At 72.4% G+C, this 24,034-nt stretch carries 15 protein-coding genes and 1 pseudogene; 10 read left to right on the top strand and 6 right to left on the bottom strand.

What is annotated here, in order from left to right; genetic code table 11:
- Position 1 precedes the first annotated feature (1 nt).
- Positions 2-1,249 (top strand): annotated as a pseudogene (locus FXF50_RS02825) (MalY/PatB family protein); the annotation flags it as partial.
- Positions 1,250-1,402: 153 nt separating this feature from the next.
- Here the strand turns inward: FXF50_RS02825 and FXF50_RS02820 are convergent.
- On the bottom strand, positions 1,403-1,765 hold the full coding sequence (locus FXF50_RS02820) for an STAS domain-containing protein (protein ID WP_148425588.1): 363 nt from the start codon (positions 1,763-1,765) through the stop codon (positions 1,403-1,405).
- A 257-nt stretch (positions 1,766-2,022) separates the two neighbouring features.
- Between FXF50_RS02820 and FXF50_RS02815 the strand changes: the two genes are divergently transcribed.
- A complete protein-coding gene (locus tag FXF50_RS02815) occupies positions 2,023-2,775 on the top strand; it encodes a GAF and ANTAR domain-containing protein (RefSeq protein ID WP_187399482.1) in 753 nt (250 codons plus the stop codon).
- 163 nt (positions 2,776-2,938) lie between these two features.
- The gene (locus FXF50_RS02810; RefSeq protein WP_148425586.1) at positions 2,939-8,398 is read left to right on the top strand and encodes a carboxyl transferase domain-containing protein; all 5,460 of its coding nucleotides are present in this window, start codon (positions 2,939-2,941) and stop codon (positions 8,396-8,398) included.
- Between the two features lie 94 nt (positions 8,399-8,492).
- Here the strand turns inward: FXF50_RS02810 and FXF50_RS02805 are convergent, their stop codons facing one another.
- From FXF50_RS02805 to mmsA, 3 genes are read right to left on the bottom strand one after another with little or no spacing between them, the layout of a single operon-like run.
- Positions 8,493-9,599, bottom strand: a complete 1,107-nt coding sequence (locus FXF50_RS02805) for a sugar-binding protein (protein ID WP_148425585.1) — start codon at positions 9,597-9,599, stop codon at positions 8,493-8,495.
- Positions 9,600-9,653: 54 nt separating this feature from the next.
- Positions 9,654-10,949: a multiple monosaccharide ABC transporter permease gene (gene mmsB / locus FXF50_RS02800; protein ID WP_148425584.1), complete on the bottom strand. Its 1,296-nt coding sequence runs from the start codon at positions 10,947-10,949 to the stop codon at positions 9,654-9,656.
- Positions 10,946-12,493, bottom strand: a complete 1,548-nt coding sequence (mmsA, locus tag FXF50_RS02795; RefSeq protein ID WP_148425583.1) for a multiple monosaccharide ABC transporter ATP-binding protein — start codon at positions 12,491-12,493, stop codon at positions 10,946-10,948. Before mmsA ends, mmsB begins: the two co-directional genes overlap by 4 nt.
- Positions 12,494-12,855: 362 nt before the next feature.
- Here mmsA and FXF50_RS02790 point away from each other — a divergent pair, with 362 nt between their 5' ends.
- From FXF50_RS02790 to FXF50_RS02780, 3 genes are all read left to right on the top strand, one after another.
- Positions 12,856-13,893: a LacI family DNA-binding transcriptional regulator gene (locus FXF50_RS02790; RefSeq protein ID WP_148425582.1), complete on the top strand. Its 1,038-nt coding sequence runs from the start codon at positions 12,856-12,858 to the stop codon at positions 13,891-13,893.
- A gap of 106 nt (positions 13,894-13,999) precedes the next feature.
- Positions 14,000-17,143, top strand: coding sequence for a GH92 family glycosyl hydrolase (locus FXF50_RS02785; RefSeq protein WP_148425581.1), 3,144 nt, complete (start codon positions 14,000-14,002; stop codon positions 17,141-17,143).
- A 95-nt stretch (positions 17,144-17,238) separates the two neighbouring features.
- Positions 17,239-17,982 carry an N-acetyltransferase gene (locus tag FXF50_RS02780; RefSeq protein ID WP_255509851.1) on the top strand — a complete coding sequence of 248 codons (744 nt, stop codon included), beginning with the start codon at positions 17,239-17,241 and terminating at the stop codon, positions 17,980-17,982.
- 10 nt (positions 17,983-17,992) lie between these two features.
- Here the strand turns inward: FXF50_RS02780 and FXF50_RS02775 are convergent, their stop codons facing one another.
- Positions 17,993-18,298 carry a DUF1330 domain-containing protein gene (locus tag FXF50_RS02775; protein WP_148425580.1) on the bottom strand — a complete coding sequence of 102 codons (306 nt, stop codon included), beginning with the start codon at positions 18,296-18,298 and terminating at the stop codon, positions 17,993-17,995.
- Between the two features lie 204 nt (positions 18,299-18,502).
- On the opposite strand from FXF50_RS02775, the gene FXF50_RS02770 reads away from it, so the two are divergent.
- Together FXF50_RS02770 and FXF50_RS02765 are read left to right on the top strand one after the other, a co-directional pair.
- Positions 18,503-19,480 carry a hypothetical protein gene (locus tag FXF50_RS02770; RefSeq protein ID WP_148425579.1) on the top strand — a complete coding sequence of 326 codons (978 nt, stop codon included), beginning with the start codon at positions 18,503-18,505 and terminating at the stop codon, positions 19,478-19,480.
- Positions 19,481-19,537: 57 nt separating this feature from the next.
- Positions 19,538-19,870: a putative quinol monooxygenase gene (locus FXF50_RS02765; RefSeq protein WP_148425578.1), complete on the top strand. Its 333-nt coding sequence runs from the start codon at positions 19,538-19,540 to the stop codon at positions 19,868-19,870.
- Between the two features lie 16 nt (positions 19,871-19,886).
- On the opposite strand, the gene FXF50_RS02760 is transcribed toward FXF50_RS02765, so the two are convergent.
- Positions 19,887-21,521 carry an MFS transporter gene (locus FXF50_RS02760; RefSeq protein ID WP_148425577.1) on the bottom strand — a complete coding sequence of 545 codons (1,635 nt, stop codon included), beginning with the start codon at positions 21,519-21,521 and terminating at the stop codon, positions 19,887-19,889.
- A 302-nt stretch (positions 21,522-21,823) separates the two neighbouring features.
- Between FXF50_RS02760 and FXF50_RS02755 the strand changes: the two genes are divergently transcribed.
- Both FXF50_RS02755 and FXF50_RS02750 read left to right on the top strand, forming a co-directional pair.
- Positions 21,824-22,771, top strand: a complete 948-nt coding sequence (locus FXF50_RS02755; RefSeq protein WP_255509850.1) for an SRPBCC family protein — start codon at positions 21,824-21,826, stop codon at positions 22,769-22,771.
- A gap of 9 nt (positions 22,772-22,780) precedes the next feature.
- The gene (locus FXF50_RS02750) at positions 22,781-23,956 is read left to right on the top strand and encodes a zinc-dependent alcohol dehydrogenase (RefSeq protein ID WP_148425576.1); all 1,176 of its coding nucleotides are present in this window, start codon (positions 22,781-22,783) and stop codon (positions 23,954-23,956) included.
- The last annotated feature ends 78 nt before the right edge of the window (positions 23,957-24,034 follow it).

Genomic DNA, 24,034 nt, shown 5'->3' with positions numbered 1-24,034 from the left:
CATGGCAGGCCCCGCCCCCTCGGCCGACGGCTCCGCGGCCCGGAATCCGCTCACCGTCCTCACGCTGGACGACCTCCGGCAGCGCAGCAGCGTGAAGTGGCGGATGCACCCGCCGGACGTGCTTCCCCTCTGGGTCGCGGAGCAGGACGTGCCCCTGGCCGCGCCGGTGGCCGACGTGCTGCGCCGTGCGGTCGACCTCGGTGACACCGGCTACTCGCACGGCACGGCGTACGCCGAGGCGCTCGGCGAGTTCGCCGCCGCCCGCTGGGACTGGCAGGACTTCCGGGTCGACCGCACCACCGTCGTTCCCGACGTGATGATGGGCGTCGTCGAGGTGCTCCGGCTGGTGACCGGTCCCGGTGACGCCGTGGTCGTCTGCTCCCCCGTCTACCCGCCCTTCTACGCGTTCGTCGACCACTCCGGCCGGCGGGTGATCGAGGCCCCGCTCGGACCCGACCTGCGGATGGACCCCGCCGCTCTCGACGAGGCGTTCCGCCGGGCCCGGGCCTGCGGCAGCCGGCCGGCGTTCCTGCTGTGCAACCCGCACAACCCGACCGGCGTGGTGCACCGCCGGGACGAGCTGGAGGCGGTCGCCGAGCTGGCCCGCCGGCACGGGGTGCGGGTGGTCTCCGACGAGATCCACGCCCCGCTGGTGCTGCCCGGGGCGCGTTTCACCCCGTACCTCACGGTGTCCGGCGCCGAGGACGCGTTCGCCCTCACCTCCGCCTCCAAGGCGTGGAACCTCGCCGGCCTCAAGGCGGCGCTCGCGGTCGCCGGGCCGGAGGCCGCCGCCGACCTGCGCCGCATGCCCGAGGAGGTCAGCCACGGGCCCAGCCACCTGGGCGTCCTCGCGCACACCGCCGCGTTCCGCGCCGGCGGGCCGTGGCTCGACCTCCTCCTCGACGGCCTCGACGCCAACCGCACCCTGCTGGAGACCCTGCTGGCGAAGCACCTGCCGGCCGTCACCCACCGGCCGCCCGAGGGCACCTACCTCGCCTGGCTGGACTGCACCCGGTTGGGCATCCCCACCGAGCAGCCGGCCGGCGGGCCCGGGGCGGCCAGCGACCTCGCGGGGCCCGCGAGGTGGTTCCTCGACCACGCGCGGGTCGCCCTCAGCTCCGGGCACGTCTTCGGCACCGGCGGAGCCGGCTTCGTACGCCTCAACTTCGCCACCTCGCCCGCGATCCTCACCGAGGCCGTCACCCGGATGGGCCGGGCCGTCGACGCGCGCCCGCCACAGGCTGAGCCCGCGGTCCCCGCTCCGCGGCCCGGCTCAGCGGCGCGTGGCCGCGCTCACGGGGCCGTTTCGGACTGATCCACCTCGGGTATCTGCGGCAGACCGGCGGGCGGCAGTCCGATGTGATCGCTGCCCTCCGCGGACAGGCGTGGAGGGAAAGGCAGGTCACTCGGTGATGAACTCGTCCTTGAGGCCGACGATGTCGAGGACCTTGACGGTGATCGGCGAGGGCTCGCGCACCACCACGGTGCCGCCCGCCGAGGCGACGCGCCGGCGAACCGTGAGCAGGGCGTTGACACCGGCGGCACAGAAGAAGCTGACCCCGCTCAGGTCGAGCACCAGAACCGGGGGCGGGCGGCCGCCCATCAGTCGGTCCACGAGGCCGACGAGCCGGTCGACGGTAGCCAGGTCGAGCGGGCCGCCGACCCGCACCACCGCCGCCGGACCCTCCCGGGCGAGCGCCAGGGACAGGGTCGGTGGGCGGGCGGTCTCGCGGATCTCGGGATGCTGCGCGTGGTCGACGGACATGAGCTGCTCCTCCGGTGAGGACGTCAGACCGGGTTGATGCGGCCGCCCACCATCGGCGGCGCGGCGCTGGTCCTGGGCTCATGTCCGAACCCACCCCGACCCTAGCCCCGTTCCGCCCGATTGGCACCCCCGCCGACCGGGGAAAGTGGGCTTCTCGAGAGGAAAGGCACCGGTCGCGCTCTTCTCCGGGCGGCCGGAGCGGTGGCGTCACCGTCGGTGCGACCGAACGGGCACGTGGATTACAGGAGGTAGCGGTGGTGTCCGGTGCTGCTGATCCGTCTCTGGCCTCGGCGTACGGCCGACTGTTGGCGCTGCTCGCCGACTCGCCGCACGTCGACGTGTTCCTGGACCAGATCGTCCGGGTCGCGGCGGAGGTCGTCGCCCCCGCGGTGGCGTGCGGGCTGACCGTGCGCCGCGACGGTGGCGCCATGACGGTCGCGAGCAGCGGCGACCTCGCGGCGCAGGGCGACGAGATCCAGTACGGGGCCGACGAGGGCCCCTGCCTCGCGGCGCTGCGGCAGGGTCGGGTCGTCGAGGTGTCCGACCTGCGTGACGACCGACGCTGGCCCGGCTACCGGGAACACGCGCTGCGGCTCGGCATCCGCAGCTCGCTGTCGCTGCCGGTGACCGTCGACCGCGAGACCGTCGGCGCGTTGAACCTCTACGCCACGCAGCCGCACGCCTTCACCGACACGGCACACCGGCACGCCCTGGCCTTCACCGAACAGGCGGCGGTGGCGCTGACCGTCATCCTCCGGCAGACCGACCAGGCGCTGCTCCACCAGCAACTCACCGACGCGATGGCCTCGCGCAGCGTCATCGACCAGGCCCTCGGGGTGATCATGGGTCAGCAACGGTGCACCGCCACGGAGGCGTTCACCCTGCTGCGGCAGGCGTCCCAGAACCGCAACCGCAAGCTCCGGGACGTGGCGGCGGAGATCATCACCCAGGTCACCGGCGAGTCCCCGCAGCCGGCCCCCGGATTCGTGTCGCCCCGGCACCACACCTGAGCGCGGGACGCCAAAAAGTTTTGTTCGGTTCCTACAACTCGCGCCGCTCAGGGTTCGGCGGTTACGACATGGCGCCGCCGGCCGGCACGCGGAAAGGTGATCACTGCCGGGGGTTGTCGCCTCGCGGCGCGTACATCGTGGGTCCAACGGAGGGGTCGGTCGGGTGTTCAGCCGTGTCGCCATCGTCAACCGTGGAGAGGCCGCGATGCGGCTCATCCACGCCGTCCGGGAGCTGGCCGCGGAGACCGGGACCCGGATCGAGACCGTCGCCCTGCACACCGACGTCGACCGCGACGCCACGTTCGTGCGCGAGGCGGACGTCGCGTACGACCTCGGGCCGGCCTCCGCGCGCCCGTACCTGAACCTGGCGGCGCTGGAGCGCGCGCTGGTGGAGACCCAGGCGGACGCCGCCTGGGTGGGCTGGGGTTTCGTGGCCGAGGATCCGGCGTTCGCCGAGCTGTGCGAGAAGATCGGGATCACCTTCGTCGGGCCGAGCCCCGAGGCCATGCGCCAGCTCGGCGACAAGATCGGCGCGAAGCTGATCGCCGAGGAGGTCGGCGTGCCGGTCGCGCCGTGGAGCCGCGGCGCGGTCGAGACGCTGGACGCGGCCCGGGCGGCGGCGGCCGAGATCGGCTATCCGCTGATGCTGAAGGCCACCGCGGGCGGCGGCGGTCGCGGCATCCGCGTGATCACGAACGAGGCCGAGCTGGACGACGCGTACGAGCGCACCAGCCAGGAGGCGGCGCGGGCGTTCGGCAGCGGGATCGTGTTCCTGGAGCGACTGGTCACCGGCGCCCGGCACGTCGAGGTCCAGGTGATCGCCGACGGCCAGGGCACCGCGTGGGCGCTCGGCGTCCGGGACTGCTCGGTGCAGCGGCGCAACCAGAAGGTCATCGAGGAGTCGGCGTCGCCGGTGCTCAGCCCGGAGCAGGCCGCCGAGCTCAAGGCGTCGGCCGAGCGACTGGCCGTCGCGGTCGGCTACCGCGGCGCGGCGACCGTCGAGTTCCTCTACCACCCCGGCGACCGGCTGTTCGCGTTCCTCGAGGTCAACACCCGCCTTCAGGTGGAGCACCCGATCACCGAGTCCACCACCGGGTTCGACCTGGTCAAGGCGCAGCTGCACGTGGCCGCCGGTGGGCGGCTGCTCGGCGAGCCGCCGGTGGAGCGCGGGCACGCCATCGAGGCCCGGTTGAACGCCGAGGACCCGGACCGCGACTTCGCGCCCTCCCCCGGCCGCATCACGCGGCTGGACCTGCCCGCCGGCCCCGGCATCCGGGTGGACACCGGCGTCAGCGAGGGCGACACCATCCCCGCCGACTTCGACTCGATGATCGCGAAGATCATCGCCTACGGCCGGGACCGCGACGAGGCGCTCGGCCGGCTGCGCCGGGCCATGGCCAACACCACGGTGGTGATCGAGGGCGGCGCGACGAACAAGAGCTTCGTGCTCGACCTGCTCGACCAGCCCGAGGTGATCGACGCCAGCGCGGACACCGGCTGGATCGACCGGGTCCGCGGCCAGGGCCGGCTCGTCGCGCACCGGCACTCCGCCGTCGCGCTGGCGGCCGCCGCCATCGAGGCGTACGAGGAGGAGGAGCGCGTCGAGCGGCAGCGGCTGCTGTCGACGGCGTCCGGCGGTCGCCCGCAGGTGCAGCACTCCAGCGGCCGTCCGCTGGACCTCAAGCTGCGCGGCGTCGGCTACCGCATGCGCGTGGCGCGGGTCGGCGCGCACCGGTTCCGGGTCGGCATCGAGACGGGCGAGGGCGTCCGCACGGCCGACGTCGAGCTGGACCGCTTCGACCGGCACACCGGGCAGATCGTGGTCAACGGCGTCCGGTACCGCGTGCTCACCGACACGTACGGGCCGACCCACCTGGTCGAGGTGGACGGCGTCACGCACCGGGTCAGCCGCGACGAGGGCGGCGTGCTCCGCTCCCCCATGCCGGCGCTGGTCGTCGCCACGCCGCTGGCGGTCGGCGCCGAGGTCGAGGCGGGCGCTCCGGTGCTGGTGCTGGAGGCCATGAAGATGGAGACGGTGCTCCGGGCGCCGTTCCGGGCGCGGCTGAAGGAGTGCGCCGTCGCCGTGGGCACCCAGGTGGAGGCCGGCGCGCCGCTGCTGCGGCTGGAGCCGCTCGCCGAAGAGGGCGCCGAAGCCGCCGACGACCCGGCCGCGGCCACCGTCGAGCTGGACCTGCCCACCGGGCCGGTGGAGATCCCGGCGCGGCAGCGCGCCGCCCGGGGCCAGGAGGACCTGCGCGGCCTGCTGCTGGGCTTCGACGTCGACCCGCACGACGACCGCAGGGTGCTCGACGACTACCTCGCCGCCCGCCAGGCGGCCACCGAGGACGGCCACCGGCCGCTGGCCGCGGAGCTGGAGCTCGTCAACGTCTTCGCCGACCTCGCCGAGCTGAGCCGCAACCGGCCGACGGGCGAGGACGGCGACGGCCACGTCCCGAGCGCCCGCGAGTACTTCCACACCTACCTCCAGAGCCTCGACATCGAGCGGGCGGGGCTGCCGGCCGCGTTCCAGGCCAAGCTCGGCAAGGCCCTCGGCCACTACGGGGTCACCGACCTGGAGCGCTCCCCCGCCCTCGAGGCCGCCGTCTTCCGGATCTTCCTGGCCCAGCAGCGCGCGTCCGCCGACGCCACGGTCGTGGCGACACTGCTGCGGTCGTGGCTGCGGGAGCCGCCGCCGGACGAGACGCTGCGGGAGCCCGCCGGCCTCGCCCTGGAGCGGCTGGTGGCCGCGACGCAGGTCCGCTTCCCGGTGGTCGCCGACCTCGCGCGGGGCGTGGTGTTCGCCTGGTTCGCCCAGCCGCTGCTGCGCCGCAACCGCGCCCGCGTCTACGCCGAGGTCCGCCGGCACCTGCGCCACCTCGACGCGCACCCGGACGCGCCGGACCGCGCCGACCGCGTCGCGGCGATGGTGCGCAGCACCGAGCCCCTCGTGCGGCTGCTCGGCCAGCGGCTCATGCGCGACCACCTGGACAACGCGGTGATGCTGGAGGTGCTGACCCGGCGCTACTACGGCAACAAGGGCCTCACCGGCGTCCACGCCCGCGAGGTCGCGGGCTGCACGTTCGTGGTCGCCGAGCGCGCGGACTCGACGGTGGTCTCCGCCGCGGTGCGCTTCGACGCGCTCGGCGGCGCGCTGCGCGGGCTCGCGGAGCTGGCCGGCGGCACGGACGCCGTCGACGCCGACATCTACCTGGCGTGGGAGGACCAGCCGGAGGGCTTCGACGCCATGGCGGCCGCGCTGCACGAGGTCGTCGCCGCGCACCCGCTGCCGCCGCAGGTCCGCCGGGTCACCACCACCGTCGCGGGCCGCGCCGGCGCGGTGATGCACCACCACTTCACCTTCCGGGCGTCGGACACCGGGATGACCGAGGACCGGCTGATCCGCGGCCTGCACCCGTACATCGCGCAGCGGATGCAGCTGGAGCGGTTGAGCAAGTTCGACCTGACCCGGCTGCCGTCGGCGGACGAGGAGGTCTACCTCTTCCAGTGCGTCGCCCGGGAGAACCCGTCGGACCAGCGCCTCGTGGCGTTCGCGCAGGTGCGCGACCTGACCGAGCTGCGCGAGCAGGACGGGCGGCTGGTCGCGCTGCCGACGACCGAGGACACGGTGGCCGCCTGCCTCGACTCGATCCGCCGGGCGCAGTCGCGGCGGCCGTCGAAGTCGCGCTTCCAGACCAACCGCATCGTGATCTACGTCTGGCCGCCGAGCGAGCTCACCCGCGAGGAGATGGAGATGATCGCCGGGCGGGTGCGCCCGACGACCGCGGGCGCCGGGCTGGAGGAGATCCTGTTCATCGCCCGGCAGCGCGACCGCCGGACCGGCGAGCTGACCAAGATCGCCGTACGGATCTCCTTCACCGCCACCGGCGGCGCCGAGCTGAGCGTCGGTGAGCCGCCCGTCGAGCCGGTCGAGCCGCTGGACGACTACCGGCTGAAGGTGCTGCGCGCGAGCAGCCGCAACACGGTGTACCCGTACGAGCTGACCGGCCTGCTCGGCGACTTCGTCGAGCACGACCTCGACGAGAAGCACGCACTGGTGCCGGTCGACCGGCCTCGGGGGCGCAACAGCGCGGCGATCGTCGCGGGCGTGGTCACCACGCCGACCCCGCGGCACCCTCAGGGCGTCACCCGGGTCGTGCTGCTCGGCGACCCCACGAAGTCGCTCGGCGCGCTGTCCGAGCCGGAGTGCCGCCGGGTGATCGCCGCGCTCGACCTGGCCGAGCGGATGGGCGTGCCGCTGGAGTGGTACGCGCTGTCCGCCGGCGCCCGGATCTCCATGACCTCCGGCACGGAGAACATGGACTGGGTGGCGGCGGCGCTCAAGCGGATCGTCGAGTTCACCCAGGACGGCGGGGAGATCAACATCGTCGTGGCCGGCATCAACGTCGGCGCGCAGCCGTACTGGAACGCCGAGGCGACGATGCTCATGCACACCAAGGGCGTTCTGGTGATGACGCCGGACTCGGCCATGGTGCTCACCGGCAAGCAGTCGCTGGACTTCTCCGGCGGCGTGTCGGCCGAGGACAACTTCGGCATCGGCGGCTACGACCGGGTGATGGGCCCGAACGGGCAGGCCCAGTACTGGGCGCCGAACCTGCCCGCCGCGCGCGACGTGCTGATGGCGCACTACGACCACACGTACGTGGCGCCCGGCGAGTCGGCGCCGCGGCGGGCGGTGACGACCGACCCGGTCGACCGGGACATCTCGGACTTCCCGCACACCGTGGCGGGCAGCGACTTCAGCACGGTGGGCGAGATCTTCTCCGCCACGGCCAACCCGGACCGGAAGAAGCCGTTCGACATCCGCACCGTGATGCGGGCGCTCGCCGACCAGGACCACCCGGTGCTGGAGCGCTGGGCGGGCATGGCCGACGCGGAGACCGCGGTGGTGCAGGACGTGCACCTCGGCGGCATCCCGGTGTGCCTGCTCAGCATCGAGTCCCGGTCGGTGCCGCGGCGCGGCTTCCCGCCCACCGACGGCCCGGACACCTACACGGCCGGCACCCTGTTCCCCCGCTCGTCGAAGAAGGCCGCGCGGGCGATCAACGCGGCCAGCGGCAACCGGCCGCTGGTGGTGCTGGCGAACCTGTCCGGCTTCGACGGCTCGCCCGAGTCGATGCGCAAGCTGCAACTGGAGTACGGGGCCGAGATCGGCCGCGCCATCGTCAACTTCCGCGGGCCCATCGTGTTCTGCGTGATCTCGCGCTACCACGGCGGCGCGTTCGTGGTGTTCTCGAAGGCGCTGAACCCGGACATGACCGTGCTGGCGCTGGAGGGCTCGTTCGCCTCGGTGCTGGGCGGCGCCCCGGCCGCGGCGGTGGTCTTCTCCGGCGACGTCAACGCCCGCACGGCGGCCGACCCCCGGGTCCGTGACCTGGAGGCCCGCGTGGCGGCCGCGACCGGCGCGGACCGCGCCGCGCTGACCGCGGAACTCGACGAGCTGCGCTCGTCGGTGCGGGCGGAGAAGCTGGGCGAGGTGGCCACCGAGTTCGACCGGGTGCACAGCATCCAGCGCGCCGTCGAGGTCGGCTCCGTCGACGCGGTCGTCCGCGCGGCGGAACTGCGCCCCCGGGTCATCGAGGCCATCGAGGCCCGCCTGCGGTGACGCCCGGCGCGGCCGGGGGCGAGCGCCCCCGGCCGCGCCGCACGAAGGAAGGGCCCCGGAGCGAACTCCGGGGCCCTTCCTTCGTGCGGGGGGATTACTTGGTGAGCGGCGACAGCTTCGGGTCGTTGGCGTACGCCTCGGCCGCGTTGGCCTTGGTGACGGCCACCGGCGGCAGGAGGTAGGTGTCCACGACCTTGACGCCGTTGTTGTACGACTTGGTGTCGTTCACCTCGGGGGTGTCGCCGGCCTGCAGGGACTTCACCATGGCGATGGTCTGCTTGACCAGGTTCCGGGTGTCCTTGTTGATCGTCATGTACTGCTCGCCAGCCATGATCGACTTGACCGACTCGACCTCGGAGTCCTGGCCGGTGACGACCGGGACCTTCTTGCCGGCACCCTTGATCGACGTGATGATCGCGCGGGCCAGGGTGTCGTTCGGGGAGAGGACGCCGTCCAGCTCCTTGTTGCCGTAGGTCGAGGTCAGCAGCTGGTCCATGCGGGCCTGCGCGCCCTCGGCCTTCCAGCCCTGGATGGCGGTCTGCTTCACGTCGGTCTGCTTCGAGGCGACGACGACGTTGCCCTTGTCGATCTCCGGCTTGAGCACGTCCATGGCGCCGTTGAAGAAGACACCGGCGTTGTTGTCGTCCGGCGAGCCGGAGAACAGCTCGATGTTGTACGGGCCGTTCGGCTTCTTGGCCTTCATGCCGTCCAGCAGGGCCTGGCCCTGGAGCTGGCCGACCTTGAAGTTGTCGAACGCGACGTAGTAGTCGAGGTCCGGGGTGTTGGTGATGAGGCGGTCGTACGCGATCACCTTCGCGCCGGCGGCGTGCGCCGCGGCGACCTGGGTCGACAGCTGCGCGGCGTCGGTCGCGCCGATGACGATGACCTTCGCGCCCTTGGTCACCATGGCGGTGATCTGGGCCTGCTGGTCCGCGACGGTGGTCGACGCGCCGGCGTACTGGACGTCGCTCTTGAAGCCGGCCTCCTTGAGGCCGTTGGTGAACAGGTCACCGGCGAGGACCCAGTTCTCCGAGGTCTTCGACGGCAGGGCGACGCCGATCAGGGAGTCGGCCGCGAAGCCCTTGGTGTCGCCCTTCGAGCCGCCGGTGTCGCCGTCGCGGCCGGAGCCGCAGGCGGTTGCGGTGAGGGCCAGCGCGGCGATGGCGCCGATGGCCATCGACTTGCCGATCAGTTTACGCATGGCTGGTGGTGCCCTTCTGGAGAGGTGTTACGGGGTGTGAGGCGGGGTGGAACGTCAGCTCGGCACGGCCGTGCGGGCGGTCTCCCGGTCCGCGTCGGCTGCCGTGGGCGGGGCGGGGGTGTCGCGGCGGAACGAGCGGGTGAGGCTGCCGATGACGGAGAACTTGCCCTGCTTCTTGTTGTAGACGTCGAGCGCGACGGCCAGCAGCAGCACGAGGCCCTTGATGATCTGGACCCGGTCGGTGCCGACGCCGAGCAGCTGGAGGCCGTTGTTCAGCACGGCCATGACCAGACCGCCGACGATCGAGCCGCTGATGGTGCCGATGCCGCCGGCGACGGCCGCGCCACCGATGAAGACCGCGGCGATCGCGTCCAGCTCCCAGCCGTTGCCGTCCTGCGGCCCGGAGGCCGCCGAACGGGCCACGAAGATCATGCCGGCCAGGGAGGCCAGGACGGCCATGTTCATCATGACGAAGAAGTTGACCCGCTTGAGCTTCACACCGGAGAGCTCCGCGGCGCGGGAGTTGCCACCGACGGCGTAGATGTGGCGACCGCCGGCGGTGTTCCGGGTGTAGAAGGAGTAGGCCAGCACCAGCGCCACCAGGATGATGCCGGAGACCGGGAAGCTCGTGCCGACCCGGCCGCTGGCGAAGCGCAGCGACGCGAAGACGATCACGCCGACCATGACGGCCATCCGGAACACCGAGATCCACATCGGGGCCGGCTCCGCGTCCATCTCCCGGCGGGTCTTGCGGGCCTGGAACTCCCGCCACACCACGGCCACACACGCGGCCAGGCCGAGCAGGAGCGTCAGGTTGTTGTAGCCGGTGTTCGGGCCGACCTCGGGCAGGAAGCCCGAGCCGATCACCCGGAAGCCCTCCGGCACCGCAATCGTGTTCGCGTTGCCGATGAACTGGTTGCCGCCCCGGAAGAGCAGCATGCCGGCCAGGGTGACGATGAACGCCGGCACCCCGACGTAGGCGACCCAGAAGCCCTGCCAGGCGCCGATGATCGCGCCGATCACCAGGCCGAACAGGATGGCGGCGGGCCACGGCAGCGACCACTCCGCCATCGACTTGGCCACCAGGATGCCGGTGAAGGCGGCGATCGAGCCGACCGAGAGGTCGATGTGCCCGGCGACGATCACCATGAGCATGCCGATGGCCAGGATGAGGATGTACGAGTTCTGGTTGAACAGCGCGATCAGGTTGTCCGATCGCAGGGTCAGGCCGTCCGTGAGGATCTGGAACAGGACGACGATCGCCACCAGGGTGAAGATCATCCCGAACTGGCGGGCGTTGGACGTGGTCCCTCCGAAGAGGTTCTTCTGCAGGTCCTTGATTCGGCTCATCGTGTCTGCATCTTCTTCGTCGAGGTCATCTGCTTCATGAGGGTTTCCGGGTCCGCGTCCTGCCGGGCGATCTCGCCGGTGATGGCGCCTTCGAACACGGTGTAGATGCGGTCGCAGAGCCCGATCAGCTCGGGCAGCTCCGAGGAGATGACGACGACGCCCTTCCCCTGGTCGGCGAGCCGCTGGATGATGCCGTAGATCTCGTACTTGGCGCCCACGTCGATGCCGCGGGTCGGCTCGTCGAGGATCAGGAGGTCCGGGTCCGTGAACATCCACTTCGCCAGGACGACCTTCTGCTGGTTGCCGCCCGAGAGCTTGGAGACGCCCTCGTCGACCGTCGGCGCCTTGGTGCGCAGGTCCCGCCGGTAGGCCTCGGCCGCCTGGTACTCGGCCACCTCGTCCAGGACGCCGTGGCGCGAGATCTTCGCCAGCTTCGCGGCCACCGTGGAGGTCTTGATGTCGTCGAGGAGGTTCAGGCCGAGCGCCTTGCGGTCCTCGCTCACGTACGCGAGCCCATGGGCGATCGCGTCCGCCACCGACTTCAGGACGATCTCCTTGCCGTCCTTGATGATCGTGCCCGACTCGTACACCCCGTAGGAGCGGCCGAAGACGCTCATGGCCAGCTCGGTGCGGCCCGCGCCCATCAGGCCGGCGAAGCCCACGATCTCGCCGCGCCGCACGGTGAAGCTCTCGTTCTTGCAGACCTGGCGCTCCGCCGAGATCGGGTGGCGGACGTTCCAGTCGCGGATCTCGAAGAAGACCTCGCCGATCTTCGGGGTGTGGTCCGGGAAACGGCTGCTCAGCTCGCGGCCGACCATGCCCCGCACGATCCGGTCCTCGTCGACGCCGTCCGCCTTGACGTTCAGCGTCTCGACGGTCCGGCCGTCGCGCAGGATGGTGATCTGGTCGGCGATCGCCTCGATCTCGTTGAGCTTGTGCGAGATCATGATCGAGGTGATGCCCCGCGAGCGGAAACCGCGCAGCAGGTCGAGCAGGTGCTGCGAGTCGGCCTCGTTGAGCGCGGCCGTCGGCTCGTCCAGGATCAGCAGCTTCACGTCCTTGGCGAACGCCTTGGCGATCTCCACCAGCTGCTGCTTGCCGACGCCGATGTCCTTGATCAGGGTGTCCGGGTCCTCCCGCAGGCCGACCCGGGCCATCAGGTCCAGCGCCATCCGGTTGGCGGCCTTCCAGTCGATCGCCCCCCGCTTGCGGGGCTCGTTGCCGAGGAAGATGTTCTCGGTGATCGACATGTCCGGGATGAGCGCGAGCTCCTGGTGGATGATCACGATCCCGGCGTTCTCGCTCGCCCGGATGTCCGAGAAGCGGGTCTCCGCGCCCTGGTAGACGATCTGGCCGTCGTAGCTGCCGTACGGGTAGACGCCGCTGAGCACCTTCATCAGCGTCGACTTGCCGGCGCCGTTCTCGCCCACGATGGCGTGGATCTCGCCGGCACGGACCACCAGGTTGACGTCGGCCAGGGCCTTGACGCCGGGGAACTCCTTGGTGATGGAGCGCATCTCCAGGAGGACGGGCAGATCGCTCATCGCTCCCACCACCTTGCCAACGTCATGGCCGCCTCCCGCGATGGGTTATGACCTTCGCTCACTTTTCGTTGTCGTCGGCAACCCAATCTCGCCGGGGGCTGTTCCGCAAGTGCTCAAGTCACTCTTTTTCGTAACAAGTCGGTAATATTGACCGCCACGCTCAGTGACCTTTGCGACGCGTCCGGCGCTTGCCGACAAGCGCCGAGGGGGTGCTACTGATCAACTAATGACATCGTTGACGCGCATCGTATACCGCTATTTCGCGAAGCGCCCTCGTGGCCCGGATCGCCTGGTGAACCGGTGCGGCCGGCCACCCACCCGAGCCCGTGGCCGGGCCTCGGGCGGGTGTCATAATCGCGGCCATGACCGCTGACCCGAAGGCTGGTCGACCGAGCCTCGCTCAGGTCGCGGCGCTGTCCGGGGTCTCGGTGAAGACGGCTTCCCGAGCCCTGGGCGGCGAGCCCCGGGTGGCCGCGGACACCCGCTCGCGGGTGCGCGAGGCCGCCGACCAGCTCGGCTACCGGCTGAACGGGGTGGCCCGCGAGCTACGGCGGGGCGCCAGCACCTCCACGCTGGTCGGCCTGCTCATCGGCGACCTGGGGAACCCGTTCTACTCCCGGCTCGCCGGTGGGCTGGAGCGCGAGCTGCGCATGCGGGGCCTGCAACTGATCACCGCCAGCACCGACGAGGACCCGGAGTGGGAGCGGCGACTCGCCGACGCGCTGCTGGAGCGGCGGGTCCGCGGGCTGGTGATCGCCTCGACCGCGACCGAGCACGCCCATTTCGCGGCGGAAGACCGCCACGGCATCCCGTTCGTGTTCGTGGACCGGCCGCCGGTCGAGCTGGCCGCCGACACCGTGCTGCTGGACAACCGCCACGGCGCCCGGCTGGCCGGGGCCCACCTGGGCGCGCTCGGCCACCGGCGGATCGGGGTCGTCGGGGACCTGTCCCGGCTCAGCACCCACCGTGACCGGCTGGACGGCTTCGCCGAGGCCATGCGCGCGGCCGGCGTGGCGAACTGGGCGGACTACCTGGTGGAGAACGCGCACGACGTCGCCGCCGCCGAACGGGCCGTGCGCGACCTGCTGGACCGTACGCCCGCTCCGACCGCCCTGTTCACGATGAACAACCGGATCACCCTCGGCGCCCTGCGGGCCCTGCGGGGTCACCCCGCTCCCCCGGCGCTGGTCGGCTTCGACGAGGTGGATCTCGGCGACGTCCTGGGGGTGAGCGTCGTCGCACACGACCCGGAGGACATGGGGCGGCGGGCGGCACGGCTGCTGCTCGACCGGATCGACGGCCACCGCGGCCCGGCCCGGCAGGTGGTGATCCCGACCCGGCTGCTGGCCCGCGGATCCGGCGAACGGCCGCCGACCTCGGTGGGAACCGCCGGCTCCTAGTCCCCCATTGACACACACCTCTCGGGGCTCTACACAGGACGTTGACACCTGTCGATGACAACGATGTCACAAGTGTGTCGTCCGCGCCTCGAAGGAGGACCGCCTCATGCTCCGATCAGGCCCGTCCCGTCTGCTCACCCTGCTGGCCACCGCCGTCACCGGCGCGTCCGCACTCGTCGCGGTCGCCTCGCCCGCCGTGGCGGCCCCGCTGAACCTCACCCCGTACGTCAACCCGTTCATCGGCACCGACGACAGCAACGCGCCGAACCCCGTCGGCGGCGGCGCCGGCGGCAGCACCGTCCCCGGCCCGGTGCAGCCCTTCGGCATGGTGCAGCTGAGCCCGGACACCCCCACCGCCTCGCCGTCCGGCTACCGCTTCGGCGACACCCAGATCGAGGAGTTCAGCCTCACTCACTTCAACGGCGCCGGCTGCGCCAACAACGAGGACCTTGGGATCCTGCCCGTCACCGGCGCGCTCGGCGCCTCACCGGGAACCTCGTGGACCTCCTACCGCGCCACCCAGGACAAGGCGCAGGAACAGGCCCGTCCCGGCTTCTACCGCGCCGTGCTCAGCAACTACGGCAACACCCGGGTCGAGGCGTCGGCCACCCGACGCAGCGCCATTCTGCGGCTGACCTATCCCGCGACCAGCACCGCCCGGGTGCTCGTCAACACCAGTCGCAGCGCCACCGGCAGCCGGGCCGGCTCGATCCAGATCAACGGCTCCACCGTCACCGGCAGCGTCACCGGCGGCGGCTTCTGCGGCAACAGCAAGACCTACCAGATCTTCTACCGGATGGAGTTCGACCGCGCCCCGAGCGGCGTCGGCACCTGGCTCGGCGGCACCGTCACGGCCGGCTCCACGAGCGCCGGCGGCACCAACTCCGGCGGGTACCTGACCTTCGACGCCACCGCCGACCCGGTGGTGCAGGTCAAGGTGGGCATCTCCTTCGTGAGCCAGGCCGGCGCGCAGGCCAACCTGGCCGCCGAGCAGTCGGGCTTCGCCTTCGACACGGTCCGCGCGAACGCCGACGCCGAGTGGAACGCGATCCTCAACCGCGTGCAGGTGACCGGCGGCTCGGCCGCCGACCTGCAGAAGTTCTACACCGCGCTGTACCGCGTGTTCATCAACCCCAACGTGGCCAGCGACGTCGACGGGCGGTACCGCGGCTTCGACAACGCCATCCACACCGCCGGCCATCCGGTCTACCAGAACTACTCCGGCTGGGACATCTACCGCTCGTGGGCGGCCCTGATCGCCTTCCTGGCGCCCGCCGAGGCGACGGACATCGCCCGGTCCATGGTGCTCGACGGCCAGCAGGGCGGCCTGCTGCCGAAGTGGTCGCACAACACCAACGAGTCCTTCGTCATGACCGGTGACCCCGGCCCGATCGTCGTCGACAGCATGTACCAGTTCGGCGTACGGGGCTTCGACACCGCCGCGGCGCTGGCCCTCATGAAGAAGAGCTCCGCGGGCGGCACCACCCAGGGCAGCCCGATCCGCGGCCGGCAGAGCGGCTACGTCCAGCGCCGCTACATCGACGGCGACCCGTCCGACTCGCTGGAGTACTCGGCCAGCGACTTCGCGGTGGCCCAGTTCGCCCGGGCGCTGGGTGACACCGCCGCGTACGACACCCACATGGCGCGGGCGCAGTGGTGGCGCAACACGTTCAACACGGAGTCGGGCTACATCCACCCGCGCAACGCCGACGGCACCTGGCCGTGGCCGCTCGACCCGGCCAGCCAGTCGAACTTCGTCGAGGGCAACGCCTCGCAGTACACCTGGATGGTCCCCTACGACCTCGGTGCGCTGATCGACCTCATGGGCGGGCGGCAGACCGCCGTCCAGCGGCTCGACCACCACTTCACGCAGACCAACGGAGGCCAGTCGCAGCCGTACTTCTACATCGGCAACGAGCCGGAGCACGGTGTCCCCTGGGCCTACCACTTCGCCGCGGCGCCGGCCGGCACCAGCGCCGCCGTCCGCCGGATCATGAACGAGTCGTTCACCACCGGCCCCGGCGGCCTGCCGGGCAACGACGACCTCGGCGCCACCTCCGCCTGGTACGTCTGGTCCGCCCTCGGCATGTACCCGCCCACCCCGGGCGCCGACACCCTCGCCCTGCACGGCCCGGTCTTCCCGTCCGTCCTCATCGACCGGCCGGCCGGCGACGTCCAGATCACCGCCGCCAACGCCGGCCAGGGCAACCCGTACGTGCAGAGCCTGTCCGTCAACGGGGCGGCCGCCCGACGGGCCTGGCTTCGGTACGGCGACCTCGCCGGCGGCGCCACGCTGTCGTACGCGATGGGCGGTGCGCCGTCCGCATGGGGCACCGACCCCGCCGACGTGCCGCCGTCCTTCACCGACGGAGCCACCCCGCCGCCTGCCGCACCGGACCTCGGCCCCAACCTGGCCGCCGGCAGGCCGGCCACCGGCTCGGCCGCGTGCAACACCGCCGAGGGCCCCGAGAAGGCGTTCGACGGCCGACTCGCCAGCGCCAGCAAGTGGTGCTCCCTCGCCGCGGGAACGAAGTTCCTCCAGGTCGACCTCGGATCGAACCAGACCGTCCGCGCCTTCGTCGTCAAGCACGCCGGGCTCGGCGGGGAGAACACCGGCTGGAACACCGGTGACTTCACCATCCAGACCAGCACCGACGGCAGCGCCTGGACGACCCGCGCCACCACCTCCGGGAACCGCGCGAGCCGCACCTACCACCCCGTCCCGGCCGTGACCGCCCGGTACGTCCGGCTCAGCATCACCACCCCCACCAACAACGGCAACACGGCGGCCCGGATCGACGAGTTCGAGGTCCACGGCGCCGGCGGCGCGACGAACCTGGCGTTGAACCGGCCCGCCACCGCCGACTCGCAGTGCGCGAGCACGGAGGGGCCCGAGAGGGCCGTCAACGGCAGCACCTCCGGCGGCAACTCCGACAAGTGGTGCTCGACCGGCGGCAGCAAGTTCCTGCGCATCGACCTGGGCGCCGCCCACCGCATCCAGTCGATCACCGTCCACCACGCCGCCGCCGGCGGCGAGGACCCCGCCTGGAACACGCGGGACTTCGACCTCCAGGTCTCCCCCGACGGGTCGGCCTGGACGACGGTCGCCCAGGTCCGGGACAACACGGCGGGCGTGACGAGTCATCCGACGTCCGTGGACGGCAGGTACGTGCAGGTCCGGGTGCTCACCCCGACCCAGACCACCGACGCGGCCGCCCGCCTGTACGAGGTCGAGGTCTTCGGCACCTGACGACGCTCCCGCGGCGGACAGCGGCCGGACGGCACCGGCCGCTGTCCCGGAAAAGGGTGTGCGGGTCGAGGGGCAGCCCCTCTACCCTGCCCGGCGTGACCCTGGACATCGTGAGCCTGGCGGAGCGCCCCGACCTGGCGCCGCTGCTCGACAAGGATTTCGACGGCGCGTGGCCGCAGTTCATGCTCTGGGATCCGATGGGCTCGGTGTACTACAGCGTCGCCCACGACCTCTACCCGGAGTTCGTCTTCGCCGCGGTCGACCCGGCCGAGCCGGGCCGCGCCGTCGCCCGGGCGTACGCCGTGCCGCTGCGCTGGACGGAGGACGAACTGCCCGACGGCGGCTGGGACCGGATGATCCAGCGGGCCGCCGTCAACCGGCTCACCGGCGCCACCCCGAACCTGGTCTCCGCGCTGGAGATCTGCGTGCGGCCGGACCGGCGCGGCGGCGGGGTGTCCGGGCTGATGCTCGCCGCGATGCGCGAGGCGGTCGCCCGGCAGGGGTTCGACACGCTGGTCGCGCCGGTGCGCCCGAACGGCAAGGCCGCCCTCCCCGACCTGCCGATGACCGAGTACGCGGCGCGGGTCCGCCCCGACGGCCTGCCGGCCGACCCGTGGCTGCGGGTGCATGTCCGGGCCGGCGGGGTGATCGAGCGGGTCGCGCCCCGGTCGATGGCGGTCACCGGCACCCTCGCCGACTGGCGGCGCTGGACCGGGCTGCCGTTCGACACCAGCGGGCCGGTGCGGGTGCCGGGCGCGCTGGCGCCGGTGCTGGTGGACGTGGCGCACGACCACGCCGCCTACGTCGAGCCCAACGTCTGGGTGCGGCACCGGCTCTAGCGGCAGGCGGTCAGGCCGGCCAGGCGTGCCCGATCCCGTCGAGCAGGAGGACGACCCCGTCCGTGGCCGCCTCGCGGTCCCGGGAGATCTCCCGGTATTCCGGCGAGGTGGACCAGCGCTCGAAGTCCTCCCGGTTGTCGAAGGACATGAGCACGGCCTTCTCGTGCGGCCAGGTCCCCTCGACCACCAGCGGGGACTCGTCGGCCGAGAGCAGCCGGCCGCCGTGCCGCGCCAGGACCGGCAGGAAGGCGGCGACGTACCGGTCGTAACGCTGCCGGTCGTGGATGGTGATCTGCGCGAGGGCGTAGACGGTCACCGGCCCAGGTTACCGACGGGCTCCCCCGGGCGGCGCCGGCGGGGCGGCGCCGGGCTCCACCATCGTGGACCGTCGGGTCGGGCATCCGGGCGGCACGGAAACTGTCAAGTGCCCGAACCAACCTGGCCACAGTGTCCCTGACCTGCCGATACTGGACACGGAGGGCAGCGGGGGCGAGCCGCGCCGGTTGGGGGGGCAGTTGCCATGATCGACCAGGAGACGCAGCCCGTGGGCGCACCCGGCACCCCCGCCCCGGCGACGCCCGTCGGGGGCGGCGGAGGCGGCGGGTCCACCGTTCCGGCCGCGGTGTGGCAGGTGCGGGTGCGCACCAAGCTCGACGACCTGCACCAGCAGCTGAGCTTCCTGGTGACCCGCGGCGCCGGGAACCCCGCCCGGGTCGCGGCGCTGCGCGCCCAGTTGTCCGGCGTGGAGGCCGTGCTCGGCCGCAGCGGCGTGGTCGAGTGGCTGCGCGGCGGCAGGCTGGAGTACGCCTGGCAGAGCATCCACTCGGTGGAACGGGCCATGGTGGAGCTGCGGACGCCGGAGGAACTGCTCGGCCTGCTGCCGGCGTACCAGGGCGCGGCCGCGCAGTTCCTGAAGGCCGACGACACAGTGCTGACCGCCTTCGACGCGTCGACCGACGTCGGGGCGCCGACGCTGTTCCAGGCCAAGGTGCGGGCGCTGCTGGTGCAGTACCACGCGGCATCCGACGAGTTCCACGAGTCGGTGCGCCGGTTGCGCAACCGGATGCTGGGGCTGTCCGTCTTCGCGCTGGTCGCCGAGGCGCTGATGGTGCTGGCGCAGTGGCGCAGCCGGGACGTGCAACTGCTCAAGCCGCCGACCGACGCGGCCGGCGTGCCGGCCTGGCGGCTGCTGTTCTTCGTGCTCATCGCCGGGGCGCTCGGGGCGTTCATCAGCGCCCTGCCCTCGATGATCAACTCGCGCTCCGGCGGCCTGCCCTACAAGCTCCCGTTCCAGCAGGGCCTGCTGAAGCTGGCCATCGGTCCGCTGGTCGCGGTCGTCGGGATCATGCTGGTGATCGGTGGCCTCGTGGAGACCACGGTGAACAGCACCGCCGCCCTGCTGGGCGTCGCCATCGTCTTCGGCGCCGGGCAGCAGGCGGTCACCGCGTTCGCCGACCGCAGGGCGTCGGAGCTGCTCACCCCGGTCACGAAAAGCTGAGCCGGGGGCGGCCGCGAGCCGCTGCCGAGCGCCGCCGGCCTCGGTAGCCTGAAGCGCATGATCTTCATTACCGCGAAGTTCCGGGTCCGGCCCGAGGACGCCGACCGCTGGCCGCAGATCGCCGCCGAGTTCACCGCGGCCACCCGGGCCGAGCCGGGCTGCCTCTGGTTCGACTGGTCCCGCAGCCTCGACGACCCGACGGAGTACGTGCTGGTCGAGGCGTTCCGGGACGACGGGGCCGGCGCGGCGCACGTGCAGTCGGCGCACTTCCGCGCGGCGCAGCGCACGCTCCCGCCGCACCTGGCCGAGACGCCCCGGATCGTCAACACGACCGCGCCCGGCGAGGACTGGTCGCGGCTCGGCGAGATGGCCGTCCCCGAGGGCGACTGACCACCCCGACCACCCGTCAGCACACCTGCGCGCCGGCCGCCTCCGCGCGGCCGACGGCGGCCGGCAGCAGGTGGCGCACCACCGGTGCGCCGTCGGACAGGTCCCGCGCCCGGTCCTCCGCCCGCCGGTCGGCCTCGGTCAGCCGGCCCCCGTGCTGGCGCAGGTGCTCGTCCCAGGAGGGCACCAGGTAGACCTCGGTGAACTGGTCGGGTGTCTCGCCGGCGCGGAACAGCCCCCACCGCATCGCCCCGGTGCGCTGCCGCGAGCCGCGTACGTGATCCATCGCGGCGAGGAACTCCCCCTCCCGGTCGGGCCGGATCGTGTAGGTGACCGTCACGAGCACCGGCCCCACCCGGGGATCCGGCTGGAGCGCGAGGGCCAGGGGCGGCCGGTAGGCGGTCGGGTCGCGGGTCAGCCCCCGCAGGTCGGGCAGCGGCCAGACCTGCGACGTCACCGCACCGACCAGCATGAGGGCGCCCGCCACCCCGAAGGCGGCGACCAGCCCGGCAAGGTCGGCCACCACGCCCCAGAGCAGCGCGCCGACGGCCTGCCCGCCGCCTTGGACCACCTGGTAGACGGCCAACCCGCGGGCGCGTACCCAGCCGGGGAGGAAGAGCTGGATCTCGGCGTTGACGTTCGACAGCACGGTCACCCAGGCCACCCCGGCCGGCAGCAGGGCGACCAGCACCACCGGAACGGTCCGGACCGTGCCCACCACGATCAGCGTCGCCCCGTACACCGCCCCGGCCAGCAGCAGGAACTGGTTGGGCTTCATGGCGGCGCGGGTCCACGACAGCAGCAGCCCACCCAGGATGGCGCCCACCCCCAGGGCGGCCAGCAGCAGGCCGTACCCGCCGGAGCCCAGGCCGAGCCGGCGGCTCGCCACCAGCGGCAGCAGGGCCCAGAGTGCGCTGGCGGGGATGATGAACACCAGTGCCCGGCGCAGCAGCCGGCGCACCGTCGGGGAGTGCCGCACGTAGCGGCCGCCGGCGCGCAGCGCCGCGGTGAATCGCTCGGGCACCTCGGCGGCCCGGGTACCGCCGCCACGCCACCGGAACAGGGCCAGCGCGAAGATCAGGTAGGCCACCGCGTTCAGTCCGAAGACCGGGGCCGCGCCCACCCGGGCGATCAGCACACCGGCCGCGGCGGGCCCGACCGCGCGGGCCGTATTGATACTGATCGCGCCGAGCGCGGAGGCCGCCCGGAGCTGCTCGCGGGGCACCAGCTCCGGAATGATCGAGGCCCAGGCCGGCAGGGTCAGCGCCTGCCCGACGCCGAAGGCGAAGGTGAGGGTGAGCAGCAGCGCCGGCGGCATCCGCCCCGCCGCCGTGAGCAGGGTCAGCGCCACGGCCACCGCCACCAGGAACAGCTGCACGGAGATCAGCAGGTGCCGGCGGTCGAAGGTGTCCGCGAGGGCGCCCGAGGGCAGCGCGAGCAGCAGCAACGGCAGCAGGCTGGCGGTCTGCACCAGGGCGACCAGCGTGGAGGCGTTGGACTGGTGCACCAGCAGCCACTGCGCGCCGACCGTCTGCATCCAGGTGCCGATGTTCGCCGCGAGCAGCGCGAGCCACAGGTTGCGGTAGACCGCGGTGCGCAGCGGCGACCAGGCCGAGAACGACTGCTCGGCGGTGGCGTCGGTGGCCGCGGTCACCGGCCGTCCGTGGCCGGCAGCGGGCCCGGTTGCCGCCGTCGCACCGTGGCAGTCCTGCCGCCCATGCCTCGCCCCCCGTGTCGCCGCTCCGCGCGGGTCCGCGCCTCCGTGCCGCGCCGCGTTCCCGCCGCCGCCGGTTCCACACTCCGGCCGACCGCCGGGGTGTGCGGCCGGGATTAGCGGGAAAGGCAGGCCGGCCTGTCGGTACCCGACCTCCCACTCGAGCGGGGACGGTCACCGACACCTTCTCGAACACGGGGTGACGACGTATGACACGAGAGACGACCATGGGGGTCCGCTCGGTGACCGACAATCTCGGGATCCATCGGGCGGCCCAGGACCAGAGGTCGGAGGGACTGGCCCGCTTCCTGGGCTGGTTCAGCCTGGGCCTCGGCGTGACCGCGCTCGCGGCGGGGTCACGGGTGGCCCGGGCAGCCGGCGTGGACGACTCGCGCACGGCCCGGACGGTGTTGCGGGCCGCCGGGGTCCGGGAGATCGGCCACGCCGGGGTGCTGCTGGTGCCGCGGCGGGCGGGGCTGGGGACCTGGACCCGGGTGGCGGGCGACGTGATGGATGTCGTTGCCACCGGCCGCGCGTACCGCAACCGGCGCGGCGAGCGGCGCCGGCGGGCCGGTCTCACCCTCGCCGCCCTCGGTGGGATCACCGCCGTCGACCTCTACGCCTCGGTGCGCGCCACGCGCAACCGGCGGGGCAACCCGGAGGGCTTCGCGCACGGCTCCGTGACGGTCAACCGCACGCGCGAGGAGGTCTACCGCTTCTGGCACGACCTCGAGAACCTGCCGCGGTTCATGTACCACCTGCAGTCGGTGATCACCACCGGCCCCCGGCGCTCCCGCTGGTCGGCGAAGGCGCCGGCCGGCCGGACCGTCGAGTGGGAGGCGGAGATCGTGGACGAGCGCCCCAACGAGCTGATCCGCTGGCGCTCCGTGGACGGCTCCCGGGTGCCCAACTCCGGCACCGTCCGGTTCACCCCGGCCGCCGGTGGCAACGGCACCGAGGTGCGGGTGGAACTGGAGTACGCGGTGCCCGGCCGCCGGGTGGGCTCGCTGGTCGCGAAGGCGTTCGGCGAGAACCCGCAGCAGCAGATCTGCGACGACCTGCGGCGGTTCAAGCAGGTCATCGAGACCGGCGAGATCACACGGTCGGACGGGACACCCGACGGCACGAGCATCCAGACCCAGGCGAAGCAGCGTCCGGCCCGCCCGCTGGCGGCCCACCGGACCGCGTGAGGAGGCACCGTGAAGGCCAACTGCTGGATGGCACCGAACCGGGTGGCCGTGGAGGAGGTACCGGATCCGAAGGTCCTCAACCCGCGCGACGCGGTCGTCAAGGTCACCTCGGCGGCGATCTGCGGATCGGACCTGCACCTGCTCGACGGGTTCATCCCGGCCATGAAGCGCGGCGACGTGCTGGGCCACGAGTTCATGGGCGAGATCGTCGAGCTGGGCTCCGGGGCGCGGGACGGGCTGCGCGTCGGCGACCGGGTGGTCGTCGGTTTCCCCATCGCCTGCGGGGACTGCGCCTCGTGCCAACGCGGCCTCTACTCGGTCTGTGAGAACTCCAACCCGAACGCGGCGATCGCGGAGACCGCCATGGGCCACACCCCCGCCGGCATTTTCGGCTACTCGCATCTCCTGGGCGGGTACGCGGGCGGGCAGGCCGAGTACGTCCGGGTCCCGTACGCCGACGTCGGCGCCCTCAAGATCGAGGACGACCTGCCGGACGAGAAGGTGCTGTTCCTGTCCGACGTGCTGCCCACCGGTTACATGGCCGCCGAGATGGGCGACATCAAGCCCGGCGACGTCGTGGCGATCTGGGGCGCGGGCCCGGTCGGCCAGTTCGCCACGGTGAGCGCCTTCCTGCTCGGCGCCGAGCAGGTGGTGGTCATCGACCGGTTCCCGTACCGGCTGCGGATCGCCCGGGACCGGGCCGGCGCGGACACCATCAACTACGAGGAGACCGACGTCCTGGACACGCTGCGCGAGATGACCGCCGGCCGCGGGCCGGACGTCTGCATCGACGCCGTCGGCATGGAGGGGCACCACGCCTCGGCGGCGCTGCACGCGTACGACCGGGCGAAGCAGGCCGTGAAGGCGGAGACGGACCGGCCGCACGCGCTGCGCGAGGCGATCCTGGCCTGCCGCAACGGCGGCACCGTCTCGGCGGTCGGGGCGTACGGCGGGTTCATCGACAAGTTCCCGATGGGCTCGTTCATGAACCGGTCGCTGACCATGCGCTCCGGGCAGGCCCACGTGCAGCGCTACATGCGCCCGCTGCTGGAACGCATCCGCAAGGGTGAGATCGACCCGAGCTTCATCATCACCCACACCATGCGGCTCGACGACACGCCGCACGGCTACGACATCTTCAAGAACAAGCAGGACGACTGCTTGAAGGTGGTGCTCAAGCCCTGAAAATCTCCGACGAAGGCCCCGCTTCCATCGAAGCTCGCAAGCTGATGTGGGCGGTCGGTGCGGGGGCGTTGCCGGCTA

The organism is Micromonospora sp. AP08, assembly GCF_008085935.1.
In the GTDB taxonomy this organism is placed as follows: Bacteria; Actinomycetota; Actinomycetes; order Mycobacteriales; family Micromonosporaceae; genus Micromonospora; species Micromonospora chersina.
Note: the sequence above shows the minus strand (reverse complement) of the source record. Positions and strands in the feature narration are given on the sequence as shown.

Coding starts and splice junctions, on each gene's coding strand:
- FXF50_RS02820 (WP_148425588.1), bottom strand. CDS start 1,765: ATGTCCGTCGACCACGCGCAGCATCCCGAGATCCGCGAGACCGCCCGC.
- FXF50_RS02805 (WP_148425585.1), bottom strand. CDS start 9,599: ATGCGTAAACTGATCGGCAAGTCGATGGCCATCGGCGCCATCGCCGCG.
- mmsB (WP_148425584.1), bottom strand. CDS start 10,949: ATGAGCCGAATCAAGGACCTGCAGAAGAACCTCTTCGGAGGGACCACG.
- mmsA (WP_148425583.1), bottom strand. CDS start 12,493: ATGAGCGATCTGCCCGTCCTCCTGGAGATGCGCTCCATCACCAAGGAG.
- FXF50_RS02790 (WP_148425582.1), top strand. CDS start 12,856: ATGACCGCTGACCCGAAGGCTGGTCGACCGAGCCTCGCTCAGGTCGCG.
- FXF50_RS02785 (WP_148425581.1), top strand. CDS start 14,000: ATGCTCCGATCAGGCCCGTCCCGTCTGCTCACCCTGCTGGCCACCGCC.
- FXF50_RS02770 (WP_148425579.1), top strand. CDS start 18,503: ATGATCGACCAGGAGACGCAGCCCGTGGGCGCACCCGGCACCCCCGCC.
- FXF50_RS02765 (WP_148425578.1), top strand. CDS start 19,538: ATGATCTTCATTACCGCGAAGTTCCGGGTCCGGCCCGAGGACGCCGAC.